Raw genomic sequence first — 17,920 nt, forward strand, 5'->3', positions numbered from 1 at the left:
ATTCTGGGCATTATAAAATGATGAGTAAATATCTTTTGTTTTAAATGTAATTATGATCGTCACAATAAAAGTAACCACAGCAAAAAACATAAAATAAATTGCATAGTTTAATCCTATATTGTGAGACAAAATCCATACTATTGATATGATTTGCAATAAAATCGGTGTTAGAATAAATAAAATCGTATTATTAATTTGCCCATAAGCAATAGCTCCGCGTCGAATATCCGTACTTAAATCCCCTACCTCAATCTTTTTTTGCTCATCATGCCTAAGATTAAAAAAACTTGCGATTGAAGAGTAGGTCAATGAAGTTTCAACATTTAACATCATAAATGATGTTAGCAAATTACGTATCTGAGTTAATATATTACTCACTAACCATCCCAGTGCATAAGCAATGGCCAGTAAATATAGATTATTTAAACTCAATAGATTATTTAAACTCAATATATTTTTTATATTTAAAGATTCTACATTTAACTCTGAAGTATCAACAATATGTTTCATGATATATGGAATGAATACGGTCAATGCAATCACAGCCATCTGTACCAGTGCTAAAATCAATATTTGTTGTACCGGATTATGATAACGGCTTCTTAAAACTTCCCATATTTCCCGATAGATACTTAGCCAGCTTTTAAAAGAATGATTCATTTTATTTTCATTATAAAAGGCAGAACCAGATATGCTAATCAATTCTGCCTATCCAGATAAGTTTATTATTTTTATAAATTGTATAAAAAAATTAACCATATAAATAGCTTATTCATTATTAACGATATTTTCCATATACTTTCCAAACACCATTATCAGCCAATGGATCACTATAACTATCATTACGTTGTTTACGTGGTTTATCTCTGGCATCAATCAGCTTAAAATAAGTTTCAGTACTCAAAACCAAACCATTCACATAAAAACGAGTACGAGTGTATTCGCTTTGTCCATGCTGAAAAATATAAACCCGTAGATCAATAAACTCCCGATGCGCAACTAATGCTGCTGTATCATCGCTATTTAACCATCTAGACATCGCAACCAGTTGTTCAGTTTCAAACTGCCCGCATTTTTCAGTAAGGCTTGCAATACCCCGAAAAGTCCTGGATTCTTTGGCACGGGTTTTATTAATACGAATCCGGTCTACATGAAAGTAAAACAAAGGCAGATTGAGATGACTTGGTAAATGAACTGCATCCAGAACATCATCTTCCATAAATGGTTGATATAAATCCTGAGCTCTTTCGATCAGACCTGCCCACTGTTTGTAATACTCGGCAACCTGTGCTTTAGAACCATAATAAATCGGCAATCCCTCAACATGAGCCAGTGTGGTTACAGGTGGCCATATATTTTGCCTTAACAAAGCAATGTCACTTTTCAGACTCTGTATTGCAATCGCATCCTGCATGGCAGTATCACTTTAACTACTTAGGCTATTTTAGAATAAGTGAGAGGTTTAGTTTCTGCAAGTCTTTGCCTATAATGTGGGGAAATTTTGTGTTTGGAAAAAGTCATGTCTCAAAAAATTGATGCTACTGATGTCACCGAAGAAGAAGCTTTAAATGCGGTTTTTTTTGAGCGTGCAGATGAATTTATTAAACAAGCCAACGAGTTCTGTCGCCCTGCAAAAGGTGTTCAGCCCAACCCTGCCGAGCTACGTGGACAGGTCAGCGCTGCCATGCTTTTTGCTACAGCTCGCTTTAATACCTGGGTTGCAGCAAATACTTTTAAAGATGGTCAAGAGATGCGTGAAGCTAAATCTGAAGTCATGTCTTATGTGTTGCAACAATTTCAAATGATGCTGGAAGACAATTACGATGAATATTGTGATCAATTTGAAAATTATTTACGTTTCCGTAAGAATGAAGATTTTCATACTCACAAACATGATCACGACCACGAACATTGATTTATCCATTTAAAAGCTCTACGGAGCTTTTTTATTACACTTTTTTGACTAAAGCACTTTTGAATTTCCTGTTTTTTATAGTAATTTAATGAAAACTGTAAAATAAAAACAGGAATATCATGCAACAGCTCGGTTTCCCAATTATTGATCCCCATATCCATCAGTGGGATCCTTACAATACCCCTCATGCTGCTCATTTAGCTGTTAAACTTTTGGGTAAATATCCTTATCTTCTGGATAAAATGGTCCGCCTGGTTAAACCAAAGGACTTGATTGAAACAGTAGGTCTTACAACACATATCACTCAAGCCTATTTACCAGAGAATTATAAAAAAGACATAGGTGATTATCACGTTGAACAGGTTGTACACATCGAAGCCAGTTGGCATGATGCGAAAGGCAAAGGTGTCGTTGGAGAAACCAGATTCATTGAATCTCTCGCATTTGATGAAACAACAGTAAAACTTGGCGGTATTGTGGCAACAGCCGATCCTCGTGACCAGAATTTTAAGAAAATACTTAAACTGCATCAAAAGCAATCTAAAAAAATTCGCGGTATTCGGCGTATGGCTGCTGTACATGAAGATAAAGGAATTCATGCCTGGGCAGACATTCCACACTTATATACAGATAAAAAATTTTTAAAAGGTTTTGAATTACTTGCCCAAATGAATTTAAGTTTTGATGCCTGGGTCTATTCAAATGATATTCCTGATGTAATTACACTGGCTAGGCAGTTTCCTGAAACTTCGATTGTTCTCGACCATTTTGGTACACCTGCAGGTTTATTTGGCAAAGTTGGCCAGAACACAGGACTTTCCAAAACAGCAAGAGAAAATATTTTTTATGAATGGCAAGAAAATATAGCTGAACTTTCAACATTACCAAATGTTTACACCAAAATGTCAGGTCTTTTCATGCCTGTTCTCGGTCACCAATTCCATAAACAAAACAAGCTGGCATCCAAACAGGAAATTATTGACCTTGTTGCACCTTTAATTACTCATGTACTGGATAGTTTTGGTACTTATCGTGTGATGTTTGCATCAAATTTCCCCATGGACAGTGTAAGCACGACACTTGTGAATATCATCGATGCATTTAGTGATATTGTTTACGAATATGATGAGCAAGCCCTTGAGAATATTTTCCATCACAACTCTAAACAGTTCTATCGTTTATAGGTTTTAAAAAGATACTGCCCTATATGAGCAGTATCTTTATATTTCATTATGAATAAGATTCAACATGTTAAAATTATTAATCATTGCTAAATAACTAATGAAACAGCGATCCCCCACATCAAAATGGCAATAATAAAATCCAGTATTTTCCATGAAATGGCTTTTTGAAACAAAGGTAATAAAAACCTTGCTGCATACCCCAGACCAAAGAAAAAAATCCAGCTTGCCAGCATTGCTCCAACTGCAAACTGAATATAATCCTGTGCAAACTGTACCGATATAGACCCAACCAGAATGACGGTATCCAGATATACATGCGGGTTTAGCCAAGTGAATGCTAAACATAATCCAATGATTTTGAATAAACTTTCAGGTTCAATATTACTTGGGTTCAATACAGCAGTCTGTTTAAAGGCAGCATACAAATTTTTTAAGCCATAAAAAAATAAAAAGCTCGCACCAAAATATTTAGCAACATCAACGATCAAAGGGTATTGTTGAATGATTTTGGAAAAACCTGTGACACCAAGCCCGATTAAAATAGAATCAGACAAAGCACATATTAGACAAACCCAGAAGACATGTTGCTTTTTTAAACCTTGCTTCAAAACAAACGCATTTTGCGCCCCAATTGCTAGAATTAATGAAAAACCTGTACCAAGACCATATATAAAAGCAGACATGACAAATAACTCAGCTCCAAATAAAAGAATTAGCCCATCAGAGTCATACTGCTAATTATCTTTGATTCCTGTCTATACTTCAGTAATATTAAGAATATTCAACTCAAACTAAAAAAAATTTAGGATATAAATGTTAGACCATAAACAATGTGAAGCTTTTTTGACTGTAGCTGAAACAGGAAGTTTTGAACACGCTGGTGCGAAATTATGTATAACGCCTTCTGCTGTTACCTTGCGTGTGCAAGCTTTGGAGAAAAACCTAGGACAACTATTGCTAATTCGTGGACGTCCCTGCACCCTCACACAATCAGGGAAAGAGGTCCTTGAATATCTGCAACATACACGCCTTTTAGAGCAAAATTTATTACATAGCCTCACAGGTCAATCGCATCAACATTTTTATAAAATTACCATTGCATGTAATGCTGACTCATTGGCAACATGGCTCTTGCCCAATTTGCAACAAGTTATTTTAAAAGAAAAAATACTTTTAGAACTAAAAATAGATGATCAATCACACACCGACCTTCTTTTGGAAACAGGATTGGTCAATGCCTGTATCACAACCAAACATCAGGCAATGCAAGGTTGCGAAGCAAAATTTCTCGGGAAAATGCGCTATAAGATGGTCTCAAGTCCTGCTTTTTCTAAAAAATGGTTTGCTAAAGGAATAAATCGCGAAAAGCTTCGTACTGCCCCCGCTATCATTTTTAATGAAAAAGACCATATACATTTTGAAATGATTCTGAAACTTTTTGGATTAATTAAAGGGACTTATCCCTATTCTTATATCCCCTCTTCAGACTCGTTTGTAACTGCGATTAAACTTGGCTTAGGTTATGGAATGGTGCCAGAATTACAACTAGAGCAGGCATTACAATCTGGAGAACTGATTGAAATTCTCCCTGAAGCAACTATAGATATTGATTTATATTGGCATCACTGGAAAAAACAGTCAGCTCAATTAAATGCAGTGACAGAACATATTATTCATGCCTCTAAATCAGCATTAAATCAGTAAATCATTATAAAGTATGCGCTGCCTTCACAACGCATACGGAAACATCAATTGATGGTCAAGTTAAAGTTTTATTTGCTGCTCTGTTTTTGTGGCTGTCCATATTGATCAGCAGCAACTTCAACCAGTCGTTCAGGTTGAATATACTTTTTAATTACAGCATCTACATCAGCTTTACTGAGTTTGGCAAACTCCAGATCACGTTGCGCACGACTGGACATATTTTTATTACGATCAAGTTGACTATTAAGCATTCGATGAATAACACGTTCATCTTCAAGTGATGTCACACGCTGCTTCATGATACTGGCTTTTGCCGCTTCCACTTCCTGTTCAGTCACACCTTTAGCCAGTAACTCATTCAGTACTTTGTGTACCACCTCTGAAACTTGTGCCGACTTACCAGCTGTGTAGTTTGCCTCGATTTTTAAAGCACCCGACTCTTGATAAGCATCCAGATCAATATCACTGTTAAACCCGTAAACCAGTGCATTTTTTTCACGTAACTCCTGCCCCAAACGTGAAGATAATTGTGAGTCACCCAAAATATAATTGAAGATCACCAATGCTGCTGCATCTTTGTTATCGACACCGACAGGAATTGTGAGAATACTGCTGTAATTACCAAACTCACGTTGTTCAGATAATGCATGCACTTTCTGACCTGGATATTTAACAAATTCCGATGTAATTCGTTGATAAGGCTGATGACTATTCCAGTTTGCAAATTCTTTTTTTAAAAGCTTTTGCATATTTTTAGCATCGTAATCACCAGTAATAGCAATTTCTGCGTGATTCATGGCAAAGAATTTTTTGTAAAGTGCTTTGACCTGATCCGTAGTCGCTGCTTTTAACTGAGTTTTTGCATACTCAGGTTCAAAATGATGACGTAAATCCCCCTGTTTATAGATCTCTAGCAAGCGTGCCATCGTCATTGCAGCAACTACATCTGGTTCGGTATAAGGTCGATCCAGATCCCCCAAACTTTGCGATTTGATCAGATCAAACTGGCTTTGTTCAAACTTGGGATTTTTCATTACCTCAATAATGTATTTAAAAAAATCCTCAAACTTTTCTTTTTTCGCCACAATTTGAATGGTCATGCCATTACCATCAGCTGTTGCTGTTGCCAAACCACCTGCATCAATAGACTTATCTGCAATATCCTGCAAACTATATTGCTCTGATGCGCGCAGTAATAAATAGGCTGTTAGATCCAGAATTTCCGACTGATTAAACAATGAATCTACGGTACCAAAATCAACTGTTAAAGTTGCATACGTTTTATTATCACGTGTTTGCGTTGGAAACAAAGCATATTGCATACCATTTTTAAAAGAACCTCGCTGGATTTTCTTTTCAGTTGCATCCAGATAAGTTTTCGAAGTTGCAAGATATTCTGCAACTTCTTTTTTATAAACACTCGGATCTTTCAATGGTTCAGGTTGCTCTACAGTCTGATCTAGCGTTTTCTTTTGTGCAGGGTCTTTTTGCATCTGCATGGCTTTCTTTTGATCTTCAGGTGTTGGTTTAATATCACCAGAGAAACGATGTGCAGGTGTCAAAAACTCTTTTAATGTTTTATTGGTATCGGAAACACTCAAACTCTGGATTGCTTGCTGATCTTTGAAGTATTGCCCCCAATCACCTTTATTTGAAACGACATATTCACTCAGCATACTTCCAACTGCAACAGAATTACTCAGCATACTATCGGCAGCATTTTTGACTAAGTTCTTCACGCGACTCAATTCTGTCTGATTAAATTCAGCATTGTTCTCAACCCCAGAGATCAAAGCACTTTCAATTTTATTTGAATCGTTGGTTGGAGAATAAATGGCTCCCATAAACACCAGATTGAAATCTGGATTTAACCATGTTGTCGCTTCAACATTTGTCGCAATCCCTGTCTCAACCATGCTTTTATATAAATGCCCACTTGGTTGCAAAGTATATAAGTATGGAGATAAAGCTAAAGCTGGTTGAATTTTTTCATTTTTACCATTCATGTAAATATGGAACTTCGCTAAATCACTACCTTTTTGAACCATAAAGTTACGAAGCTTGATATTACTTGAATCCAGTAAAGGTACTTTTGCCTGTTCAGGAATTGCTCGTGCTGGTATCGGACTAAAGTTTTCGTCAATTGCTTTTAGCACATCTGCCTTATTAAATTTACCTGCAACAACCATTACAGCATTATTCGGTGCGTACCAGGCTCTATAAAATTTGTTTAGCTCATCCATTTTAATAGATTTGAGTTCATTCAAATCACCTATCGGCAAGCGACCTAACGATTTGTTGCCATACGCAGCTTTCCACATCTGATCCATGAGTACAGCAAAAGGTTGATCCATCCTGACTTCCCTTTCACGCATCACGATATTGATCTCTGATGGTACAAATTTTTCTTGTAATACCAGTTTATCCATACGCTGAGATTCCAGATAAATGATCTGGTCTAGTGCTGTTTTCTCAGGACGGACAATATTCGTATATTTGGTGGAATAATAATCCGTACTGGCATTGGTCATCAAGGTATATTGATCCAATCGACGTTGGAATTCATCACCTTTTACATCTTGGGTACCTTTAAAAGCCAGATGTTCAAGTAGATGGGCAAGCCCACCTTTGCCCTGTGGATCATTTAATGAACCTGTGAAATAAACAGTATTTACAAATACTTTATTTTCTCTGTCATTTGGTGCAAGTATTACTCTAAAACCATTATCTAATTTATATTCTTCAATATTTTGTTGATTTTTGACTAAAACCGTTTGCGCTAACCCAGACGCACTAATACCAATCAAACATAGGGAGAGAGTAAGTTGCTTAAAACGCATGAACATGTTATTTCCAGATTTTTTTAAATTTGAATGATAAACCGCCAGATATATTAGGAAATACATTTACAAATTTGTAGTCATTTTTTGAAAAGATTGCCGTTTATTTCAACGGCTTTTAAAGTTTTATGTAAAAATATCAAAGTTTTTATTTTTCAATAAGATCAGAATTGTCTTAAATATTGTCAGTTCAGGTTTAAACTTCGATCTCAGCCTGCATAAATAGCTTGGCATAACCTGAAATTTCAATTCGCTGATTTTCTAATATTTCACTATACAACTCACCACCACGCTCAGATGCCTGATATCCCACTAGCTGCCTCTTTGCCAGCTTTTCTGCCCAGAAAGGTGCCAAACCCGTATGCATTGAACCAGTAACCGGATCTTCATCGATTCCTATCAATGGTGCGAAATAACGTGAAACATAATCATATTTTTGAGAAAGTGACGTAATCGTGACATCCAGACAAATCTTAGTATCAAGCGCTTCATTCTGCAGAGAATCAAGTTGGATTTTACGGATATTCTCAAGATTTGGGATTGCCTCGATAACATCCTGCTCACTTTCCAGAACTAAAATATAAGCCTGTTCGTTTATATAAACATCCTGGATGGGGCGATCAATCACCTCATTTAAAAGTGCTGGATAATTTTCCAATGTAGATACAGGCCGAATAGGGAAATTCATGGTAATTTTCCCATCAGTATCCTGTCGAATAATAAACTGACCTAAATTCTTAACATGGAAAATAAACTCTTTTAGCTCTGTAAAAAACTGAAATAAAACGAATGCACTTGCCAATGTAGCATGGCCACAAAAATCCACTTCTACTTTTGGTGTAAACCAGCGGATTTCATAGTTTTCTGTGTCAATCCTTTTAACAAATGCTGTTTCTGCCAGATTATTTTCTGCGGCAATATTTTGCATGAGCTGCTCATCTAACCACTCATCCAGAACCAATACAGCTGCTGGATTACCTTTAAATAATTCTTTTGTAAAAGCATCAACTTGGTACATTTTCATCAATTTTCTCCTTTTGAGCTTTTATATTAATCATCTTTCAAAACAGATACAGATACAATTTAATATTAAAAATAGACACAGATTATTTAGATATAAATAATCATCGTTGTGAGTAATAGCTCTATGGTGAATGATTTTAGATCTTTCCTTTGCTCGTATTGAGCTTGAAATTATCTCGTTGAGGATTAGGAACACTCCACAGACTTTATAAGAGTTTGAAAGTACATCAGATAAAAGTAAGATTACAGGGTCTGTTTACAGACCCTGTTTTTTAGTTAATTTGGGGGCACATAAACGCAATCAGCTATGCTTTAACTCTTCTTGTTCTTCTGACAATAAAATAGCTTTATCTGTCTGTCCCATAAGTTGACTGGTAACAACACCCGCAGTCATAGAACCATCAACATTGAGTGCAGTACGTCCCATATCAATCAGTGGTTCGATTGAAATCAGTAGAGCCACCAATGTGACAGGTAAACCCATAACTGGCAGTACAATCAATGCTGCAAATGTCGCACCACCACCCACACCAGCAACGCCAATCGAACTTAAAGTAACGACACAGACCAATGTTACTATCCATACAGGGTCTAACGGGTTAATTCCAACTGTTGGTGCAACCATAACCGCTAACATTGCTGGATATAAACCGGCACAACCATTTTGACCAATTGTTGCTCCAAATGAAGCTGAAAAACTGGCAATCGATTCAGGAACACCTAAACGACGTGTTTGTGCCTCAATATTTAATGGAATACTGGCTGCGCTAGACCGGCTTGTAAAAGCAAAAGTCAGAACAGGTAAAACTTTTTTGAAGAAACGTATCGGATTGATTCCTGTCAGTGCCAGAATGATAGCATGTACCACAAACATGATGCCCAAGCCCAGATATGAAGCAACCAGAAATCCGCCAAGATTCACAATATCTGCGAGGTTTGAACTGGCAACAACTTTGGTAATCAATGCGAAAACTCCATAAGGAGTTAACAGCATCACAACACGTACCAGTTTCATGACCCAGGACTGGACTACATCAATTGCGGTCAGAAGATATTGCCCTTTTTCTGCATTATCTTGTATGAGTTTTAAACCTGCAACTCCCAGAAAAGCGGCAAAAATCACGACACTGATAATAGATGTAGGATGCGCTCCTGTAAGTTCTGCAAACGGATTATTTGGGATAAAGGACAAAATCATATCGGGGACATTGAGATCAGTCACTTTACCAATATAATCTGACTGAATCGCATTTAAACGTTCGGTTTCCTGTGTTCCTTGTACCAGTCCTGCTGCAGTCAAGCCAAATAAATTGGTAACAAACACACCAACTAATGCTGCTATAAATGTCGTTACCAGTAACGTTCCAATACTGTAAACACTGATTTTCCCCAAAGATCCTGCATCATGCAGTTTAATGACGGCACTTAAAATTGAAACCAAGACCAGAGGCATCACGACCATTTGCAATAGTTTCACATAACCATTACCCACAATGTTGAACCACTGAATAGATTCTTTTAAGACTAGAGTATTTTCACCATAAACCAGATGCAGTCCCAGACCAAATACCACTCCCAAACATAGACCTGCAAACACTTTTTTAGCCAGACTCCAACTGGTTTTCCGGGTTTGCATCAGCAGTATTAATAACAGAATGAATACGGCTATATTCAGAATGAGTGCAATGTTCATTAGAAATCCACAAGTTTTGATATAAGGATTATAAGTCAATGCATGATTGCTTAACAGTTGTTATCATTTTTATTGATTTTAAAGATGATCACTTAACAAAATTTATTCAACTAAAAATCATTTAGATAGCATCTTAATTCATAAAAAGAATAAGTATTTTATTAAATATGCTAAAGATATTTTTTCATTGTGATATATAAATAACCATGAACAATCATATCCAACCTGTTGAGCTTGCTAAAACCTATCGACTGCTTAATCACGGCCCTACCGTTCTCGTTTCTGCACAGCATCAAAATGATCGTGATGTGATGAGTGCTGCCTGGGCATGTGCACTAGAATTAGTACCAGCAAAAGTTTCTGTTGTTTTAGACAAAAGTACCTACACACGAAAGCTGATTGAGAAATCAGGCTATTTTGTCTTACAAGTTCCTACTTTAAAACAAATTAAACTGGTACAAGCCTTAGGCTCTATTTCAAAAACCGACCATCCTGAAAAACTTGAAAACTGCCATACACCTTTATTTCAGTTTGCTGACTATGACTTACCTATGGTTGAAGGCTGTTCAGCCTGGATCATTTGCGAATTAATCCCAGAACCTCACAACCAGTTGACTCATGATTTATTTATTGGAAAAGTGATTGCAGCCTATGCAGATAGTCGTGTTTTCAGGGATGGTCACTGGTATTATCATGAAGTTTCAGATGAATGGAAAAGTATTCATCATGTTGCTGGTGGTCATTATTACAGCATCGGTGATCCAGTCGATGCCAACAAGACTTGACCTCATCCAGCTTTACGAAACCTATGCTTATAAAAGTAAATGCATAGAATCTTTAAATAGCATACGCTAGAGCTAACATATTTTGAGATCATCAGAGTAAATATAAATGTATACAGGTATTGTTTTAGGAACAGAAGTTATTGATTCTGTCCATAATAAAGATGGCTATTCAACAGCGATTATCACTAATAGACACGGCTTTTTGGATGATGTTTTTATCGGTGCAAGTGTTGCGATTAATGGAACCTGCCTTACGGTTACACAGATACTCAAAGATCAAAATCTAGTCAGCTTTGATATTTCTGATCAAACCAAACAAGTTACAACTTTAGGTACACTCCAGCCACAAGATATCGTTAATATTGAACGTTCATTCAAAATGGGCATGGAAAATGGTGGACATAACCTCTATGGACATATCGAGGGTACTGCACGAGTCAAACATTTAAGGCGGACTGGTGAAACCTTACACCTGGAAATTGCAATACCAAAGGAAAAAATTAAATATTTCTTTTTAAAAGGATTTATTGGTTTACATGGTTGCAGTCTGACTATCAACAGTGTCAACCTTGAAGAATCAACTATCACAGTTGATCTCATTCCAGAAACCTTACGCTTAACCAATTTTAAAAATGTGCGTGAAAATGACCTGCTCAACTATGAAATAGACCAGACCACTAGAACACTGGTTGATACTCTTGAAGGTATTTACCAACGTAATAAACTTTGAATAAACTGAGCCTGTAAGCTAATCTTGCTTAAAACTTCTGCTTAAAGCAAAAAATTATCCTGAGTTTACTCAATATCTTACATGGTCAATTTGCAATATTTCATGATATAGCCAATATCAGTTTTTTAATGACTCACATACATTCATGTCAGTATATTCATTCAATTTAAAAATCTAACGTAATAAAAAGCTGGCATATAAATTGCTCTATCCAAATAAGAGAAAAATTTGGATCAGGGATTTATATGAATAGTGAATCAAATCAAATTGCACCAGAAAATGAGAAACTTGGATTATCCAAAAATTTAACTTTTGGTTTGCAACATGTATTGACTATGTATGGTGGACTGATTGCTGCACCTCTCGTTGTTGGTACTGCTATTGGCATGTCGACAGCAGATATTAGCCTTTTGATCACTGCCTCAATTCTGGTGGGTGGCTTAGCCACATTATTACAAACACTAGGCATGAGATGGTTTGGTGCAAAACTGCCGATAGTGCAAGGAACATCATTTGCCGCAGTTGCCAGTATGATCGCAATAGGAACAACTGGTGGTGGCATCCAGACTATTTTGGGTGCTGTCATTATTAGTTCTATTTTTGGAATTCTTATTGCACCATTTTTTTCCAAAATTATCCGTTTTTTCCCTCCAATTGTAACGGGTTCGATTATTACGATCATCGGGATTTCCCTATTACCTGTTGCAATTCGCTGGATGATGGGTGGCAATCCAAAAGCTGACAATTTTGGATCGCTTGAAAATCTGGGACTAGCAGCATTTACACTGATTACATTATTAATCCTGAGCAAACTTAGTTCAGGTTTAATCAGTCGTTTATCTGTTCTGATTTCGATGATCATTGGAACCATATTTGCTTATCTCATAGGTATGGCAGACTTTTCCCAAATTGCACAAGGTGAATGGATTGCACTTCCTCAATTTTTTGCTTTCGGTACACCAAGATTTGAATTACCTGCGATATTGACAATGTGCATCGTGACAATTGTGATTTTGACAGAAACCACTGCCAGTCTTTTAGCCATTGGTGAAATCGTTAATACGAAAGTTGATAGTCAGCGTCTTGCAAACGGGTTAAGAGCAGATATGTTGTCTTCTGCTATTGCTCCATTTTTCGGTTCATTTATGCAATGTGCTTTTGTGCAAAATGTAGGATTAGTTGCAGTAACGGGGGTTAAAAGCCGATTTGTTGTAGCTACTGGTGGTGCAATTCTTCTTGTTTTAGGTTTATTACCAATATTTGGTCGCTTAGTCGCTGCTGTCCCGGCACCTGTTTTGGGTGGAGCAGGCATAGTGCTATTTGGAAGTGTTGCTGCCAGCGGTATCCGCACCCTATCTAAAATAGATTATCAAGTTCAATCTAATCTCATCATTGTTGCCATCTCCATTTGTGCAGGCCTAATCCCCCTTATTACTCCTGAATTTTTTCATCACTTTCCAAAAACATTACAAACATTATTTCACTCAGGTATCAGTACAACATGTCTAGTTGCAGTATTTTTAAATATTTTCTTTCACCATTTTAAAATACATAAAAAAGTTAGAAATACAGTCATCCAAAGTAATACTCGAAGCATTACACATAGTTAAACCATAAAATATTGATAATGGAATGTATAAGCCACTAAAAATAACTCATAAAAATACCCTATAAGTTATATCCAACTTATAGGGTTTTTCATTCATTGATGTAGCTTTTTTATAAACAAGTCTTATGAAAAGCTACTTTTCCATATTTTCAATGATTGCCTGACCAAATTCCGAACAACGAAGTAAAGTTGCACCAGGCATTAAACGTTCAAAATCATAAGTAACTGTTTTGGCAGAAATTGCACCAGAAACACCTTGAATAATCAGATCAGCTGCTTCTGTCCATCCCATATCACGAAGCATCATTTCAGCAGAAAGAATAATAGAACCAGGGTTTACCTTGTCCTGTCCCGCATATTTAGGTGCCGTACCATGAGTTGCTTCATAAACCGAGATTGCTCCGCCAATATTTGCCCCTGGGGCGATACCAATTCCTCCAACTTCGGCAGCAAGCGCATCAGAAATATAATCACCGTTCAAGTTCAATGTCGCAATGACAGAATATTCAGCAGGACGCATCAAAATTTGTTGTAAAAAGGCATCTGCAATCACGTCTTTTATTATAATATCCTTACCTGTTTTAGGGTTTTTGATTTTAACCCAAGGACCACCATCAATGAGTTCCCCACCGAAACGGTCTATTGCAAGCTCATAACCCCATTCTTTGAATGCACCTTCAGTGTATTTCATGATATTGCCTTTATGTACCAAAGTTACAGATGGCTTATCATTATCTATAGCAAATTGGATGGCTTTACGGACAAGTCGTTGTGTCCCCTCTTTTGATACAGGTTTGATTCCTATACCACAGTTTTCTTCAAAACGAATTTTTGTTACACCCATTTCTTCTTTGAGGAATTTAATGACTTTTTTCGCTTCAGGAGAATCCGCTTTCCACTCAATTCCAGCATAAATGTCTTCTGAATTTTCACGGAAGATAACCATATCCGTTAACTCTGGATGCTGAACTGGAGAAGGTACACCTTCAAACCAACGCACTGGACGTACACACACGTAAAGATCCAATTCCTGACGCAATGCAACATTTAATGAACGAATCCCACCACCAACAGGTGTGGTCAATGGTCCCTTGATTGAAACAACAAACTCACGAAGTGCTTCAAAAGTCTCTTCTGGCATATAGGTGCCATAAATTTTATCGGCTTTCTCGCCGCAATATACTTCCATCCATTCGATTGAACGTTTGCCACCATATGCTTTTTGAATAGCTGCATCAACTACAGCTTTCATTGTAGGTGTAATATCAACCCCAATACCGTCACCCTCAATAAATGGAATGATTGGGTGATTTGGAACATTCAGTGACAAGTCTGCATTAACGGTAATTTTTGTACCATCTGCAGGTACTATGATCTTCTGATAACCCATTGTACTGGTTCTCCCTTTTTATTTATAGTTGGCGATTTTTAAAAATAATTGCCAATAGACATTACTTTCATCATTTCTTATCGCATAATTTTCTAATCGAAATCCAGTGTTTTAAGATTTATATAGAGAATAGCTACATTTTCCTTTTAAATAAAACATAGTGTTTTATATATTTATTTTGATACAAAAAGCATTTTTTATAAAAATCATTCTTAACAATAAATCATAGCTAATTAACTCATATTGATCTCATATAACAAAGCCACTCAACAATATATCTAATTAAAACAGATCGTTACATCAATCCCCTCAATTTAAAGCGATTAGAATTGCGCCAATCAAAAAGTAGTTAGATATCTGATCCCAAAATGCCTCCCGACATTTTTCATTGAAAAATAGTTCTCTATAACAGACTACTACCATTTCATTTAGTTTTTTACCAACTTAGCGTTCATTTACCAATGCTTGCACCTATTTCACAATATTCAGTTTTAAGACTTAGATCCCTTTCAGTCTCTATCGATATATCCTGAAAACTTAATTACTTTTACTTTAGTAAATATTTTTCTTCTGTTTATGTACATAGTTTATAGATACATTTAATTTTACTGCGATCAGACTTTCTATATAAAATATTTACTCAAATTTATACAAAAAAAATCCTGCTCTATTGGGGTAAATAAAACAGGATCAAACCAAAAAACACTGCCTAGTGTTGAATAAATATTAACAACCATATAAAGCCTGACACAATCCTGATTATTGAAACTCACTGTCCTAAAAATATACTGATTTAGTCAACAAAAAAGCCCATCTTGCGATGAGCCTTGTTACGATCAATACGCAACTCACTTAACAATCCATCGTATATGGAACATGAGATGGATTAATCAGGTCTATATAAATCCTGGGTTGGCATATACTAGATATACCTATAAAATGATCAAGGTTGAGTCAGTTTGATGTTCACCAAAATATTTTTCTTAGCATCTTTAGCTTGAGCAAATACAGGCAATATTCCAGTATAAGTTCCTTTTGCAAGATCTGGATTATCACTTGGGACATAATCTACACGGAATGTACTTTTTTGACCACTAGCACATCCAACACTATAATTCATCGCTCGAGAACCACAGTCCGTAGATCTATACCCTCTTAGCTTGACTACAACTTCTTGTCCATCTGCCCGCTTAATTGGTACATAAATAGTCGCAAAACCAGGTTCTTTTTTTGAATCAAGAACTGTTGGTCCCTCACCTGTATAAGCAGCAATATAACTATATTGTGCACCTTCATTTAATTGTGAAACAGTTGCATTCTTACTTGCATCACTAATCACTAGATCAGTTTTAATTGTATCTGATGCATTAATATCAAATGGCGAAGTATAAGGGTCATATTTACTCCGGGTCAGATGTAAAATACGATTTTGTACTAAATTTCCTTGTGCATTACTAACTCTTAAAGGTAACCAACTAATAAACTTCGTTTCACTATTCTGATTACTCTCACCAGAAACTCTCCAAATTAAAAGAATATTGGAGTCAGTCGTTGGCGCAGATAAATCCCTCTCTCCTGAACTTGATTTTAAGGCTAGACGGTAACGAAGCTTAATAACATTGTTATCATTTGCTACATTCTGACTATCAAGCTCAACCTCAGAATAGCGACCATGATGAGTAATGGTAATTCCGCCAAATGGTGTTACAAGACTATTATCGGGTAAGTGCAGCGGCTCATATCCTTCCGTCAACTCAAATGGTGGAATAATAAGTTGATTACCTTTAAATTTACCTTGACCTATTACACTTGTATTATTATTAGCAAATACTGGTAATACATTGTTTTGTAGCGTGGTTAAAGCAACCGCATCATTACCCCCTGAAGCACTTGTTCCCCAATGTACCCCTATGATTTCATTTAATTGTCTGGATATAACAGGTGACCCGGAACTTCCACTTTGGGTATCTACGTTATATCTGATTCGTCCTTCTTGAAGCTTAATAATTTTCGCATTTTCATTTTCATGACGATCCCCAATGACCATTGGTTGAACCCCACCATTACCATATTGAGGAATATAAATCTCATCACCAACCTTATTTTCTCCTTCGGTTCTAATCCTCATACTCCCAAAGACTGTTAACGCACCTGAATGTTGTACATCAAACTCATTTAGACGGACAAGAGCGTAATCATTATTTCCACCAGCTCCACCAGTAACCGCTACGTTATCGGTACGAAGTGGAATACTATTAACCTCTAACTGGCGTTCTGAATCGCAACTTTCATTAAACCAACCCAATAGTAAGTAACCATTTACATTCGCATTTTGTGGAACTTCATGACCAACCACATGACTATTAGTTAACATATAGCGACCATTACCCACAATCGCACCCGATCCCCATCCACCAAACCTCGCATTTGCAGCTGCTAATGATCGATCATAAATACTCGTTCCTGCAAAGCACTCAAGCGGTCGCCTATCATCAGCACCAACCAGAATTCTAGGTTCTCTTTTTAGACGTTTCTGCTCAACAGTAATATATTTCAGACCTAACGAAGCGTTGGCGTTGACATCAGGTAATACCACTCGAATTGTCGCAGAGTCACCTTTCACAATGACACCAGAAGCCAGAGTATCTGCTAACTTATAAATCTGGCTTTGATTATCACTATCTATAATTTCAACATAAGTACCTTCTGGCAGCTTAATATTGTCAAAAACCAGCTTTAACTTTTCTGCATTTTCTTCATAAACCGTTTCAATGTAAGCCGTAGCAGTAATGTTTTCTGGAACGATCTGAACATTTTTTTGAATTGGGACACCAACCACCTCTCCAGATACTGCCATTACAGTTGTATTGGCCGAATTTGAAAAATTACTATTACTACTTGCTGATGTCGAATTATCATCCGAGCCACAAGCTGCTAGTAAAATAGAGCTGAGCAATAAACTTATCTTTCCAAAGGGTTTAATATTTGTTTTCATAGGATCACTCTTTAAATTTAATAATTGATTTATAATTTCTAAAAAACAATTT

At 36.5% G+C, this 17,920-nt stretch carries 14 protein-coding genes; 6 read left to right on the forward strand and 8 right to left on the reverse strand.

Translation table 11 applies throughout. The annotated features are described in order from the left end of the window. Together KPC_RS08915 and KPC_RS08920 are read right to left on the reverse strand one after the other, a co-directional pair. Positions 1–660: 6TM ABC transporter family protein (locus tag KPC_RS08915; protein ID WP_146196636.1), on the reverse strand; the 660-nt coding region annotated here is incomplete at its 3' end. Positions 661–778: 118 nt separating this feature from the next. Further along, on the reverse strand, positions 779–1,414 hold the full coding sequence (locus KPC_RS08920; RefSeq protein ID WP_121974026.1) for a hypothetical protein: 636 nt from the start codon (positions 1,412–1,414) through the stop codon (positions 779–781). 105 nt (positions 1,415–1,519) lie between these two features. Between KPC_RS08920 and KPC_RS08925 the strand changes: the two genes are divergently transcribed. Further along, the gene (locus KPC_RS08925; protein WP_121974027.1) at positions 1,520–1,915 is read left to right on the forward strand and encodes a DUF3144 domain-containing protein; all 396 of its coding nucleotides are present in this window, start codon (positions 1,520–1,522) and stop codon (positions 1,913–1,915) included. Positions 1,916–2,034: 119 nt separating this feature from the next. Next, entirely contained in the window at positions 2,035–3,099 is a 1,065-nt protein-coding gene (locus KPC_RS08930; RefSeq protein WP_121974028.1) for an amidohydrolase family protein, read from the forward strand. Between the two features lie 86 nt (positions 3,100–3,185). On the opposite strand, the gene KPC_RS08935 is transcribed toward KPC_RS08930, so the two are convergent. Then, positions 3,186–3,782, reverse strand: a complete 597-nt coding sequence (locus KPC_RS08935; protein ID WP_121974029.1) for a LysE/ArgO family amino acid transporter — start codon at positions 3,780–3,782, stop codon at positions 3,186–3,188. 130 nt (positions 3,783–3,912) lie between these two features. Here KPC_RS08935 and KPC_RS08940 point away from each other — a divergent pair, with 130 nt between their 5' ends. Beyond that, on the forward strand, positions 3,913–4,803 hold the full coding sequence (locus tag KPC_RS08940; RefSeq protein ID WP_121974030.1) for a LysR family transcriptional regulator ArgP: 891 nt from the start codon (positions 3,913–3,915) through the stop codon (positions 4,801–4,803). A 68-nt stretch (positions 4,804–4,871) separates the two neighbouring features. Here the strand turns inward: KPC_RS08940 and KPC_RS08945 are convergent, their stop codons facing one another. The 3 genes from KPC_RS08945 to KPC_RS08955 all read right to left on the reverse strand — a co-directional run bounded on the left by KPC_RS08945 (position 4,872) and on the right by KPC_RS08955 (position 10,359). Next, a complete protein-coding gene (locus tag KPC_RS08945) occupies positions 4,872–7,649 on the reverse strand; it encodes a M16 family metallopeptidase (RefSeq protein WP_121974031.1) in 2,778 nt (925 codons plus the stop codon). A 190-nt stretch (positions 7,650–7,839) separates the two neighbouring features. Continuing rightward, complete coding sequence (locus tag KPC_RS08950) at positions 7,840–8,667, reverse strand: PhzF family phenazine biosynthesis protein (protein WP_121974032.1); 828 nt, start codon at positions 8,665–8,667, stop codon at positions 7,840–7,842. Positions 8,668–8,967: 300 nt separating this feature from the next. Further along, entirely contained in the window at positions 8,968–10,359 is a 1,392-nt protein-coding gene (locus KPC_RS08955) for an L-cystine transporter (RefSeq protein ID WP_121974033.1), read from the reverse strand. A 206-nt stretch (positions 10,360–10,565) separates the two neighbouring features. Between KPC_RS08955 and KPC_RS08960 the strand changes: the two genes are divergently transcribed. The 3 genes from KPC_RS08960 to KPC_RS08970 all read left to right on the forward strand — a co-directional run bounded on the left by KPC_RS08960 (position 10,566) and on the right by KPC_RS08970 (position 13,484). Next, positions 10,566–11,144 (forward strand): flavin reductase family protein, encoded by a 579-nt coding sequence (locus KPC_RS08960; RefSeq protein ID WP_121974034.1) that lies wholly within the window; start codon positions 10,566–10,568, stop codon positions 11,142–11,144. Positions 11,145–11,250: 106 nt separating this feature from the next. Further along, the gene (locus KPC_RS08965; protein ID WP_121974035.1) at positions 11,251–11,874 is read left to right on the forward strand and encodes a riboflavin synthase subunit alpha; all 624 of its coding nucleotides are present in this window, start codon (positions 11,251–11,253) and stop codon (positions 11,872–11,874) included. Between the two features lie 245 nt (positions 11,875–12,119). Beyond that, the gene (locus KPC_RS08970; protein WP_121974036.1) at positions 12,120–13,484 is read left to right on the forward strand and encodes a nucleobase:cation symporter-2 family protein; all 1,365 of its coding nucleotides are present in this window, start codon (positions 12,120–12,122) and stop codon (positions 13,482–13,484) included. A gap of 132 nt (positions 13,485–13,616) precedes the next feature. Here the strand turns inward: KPC_RS08970 and icd are convergent, their stop codons facing one another. Together icd and KPC_RS08980 are read right to left on the reverse strand one after the other, a co-directional pair. Further along, a complete protein-coding gene (gene icd / locus KPC_RS08975) occupies positions 13,617–14,873 on the reverse strand; it encodes an NADP-dependent isocitrate dehydrogenase (RefSeq protein WP_121974037.1) in 1,257 nt (418 codons plus the stop codon). 943 nt (positions 14,874–15,816) lie between these two features. Then, on the reverse strand, positions 15,817–17,868 hold the full coding sequence (locus tag KPC_RS08980; protein ID WP_121974038.1) for a trypsin-like serine peptidase: 2,052 nt from the start codon (positions 17,866–17,868) through the stop codon (positions 15,817–15,819). Between the last annotated feature and the right edge of the window lie 52 nt (positions 17,869–17,920).

The organism is Acinetobacter stercoris, assembly GCF_900323515.1.
GTDB lineage: Bacteria > Pseudomonadota > Gammaproteobacteria > Pseudomonadales > Moraxellaceae > Acinetobacter > Acinetobacter stercoris.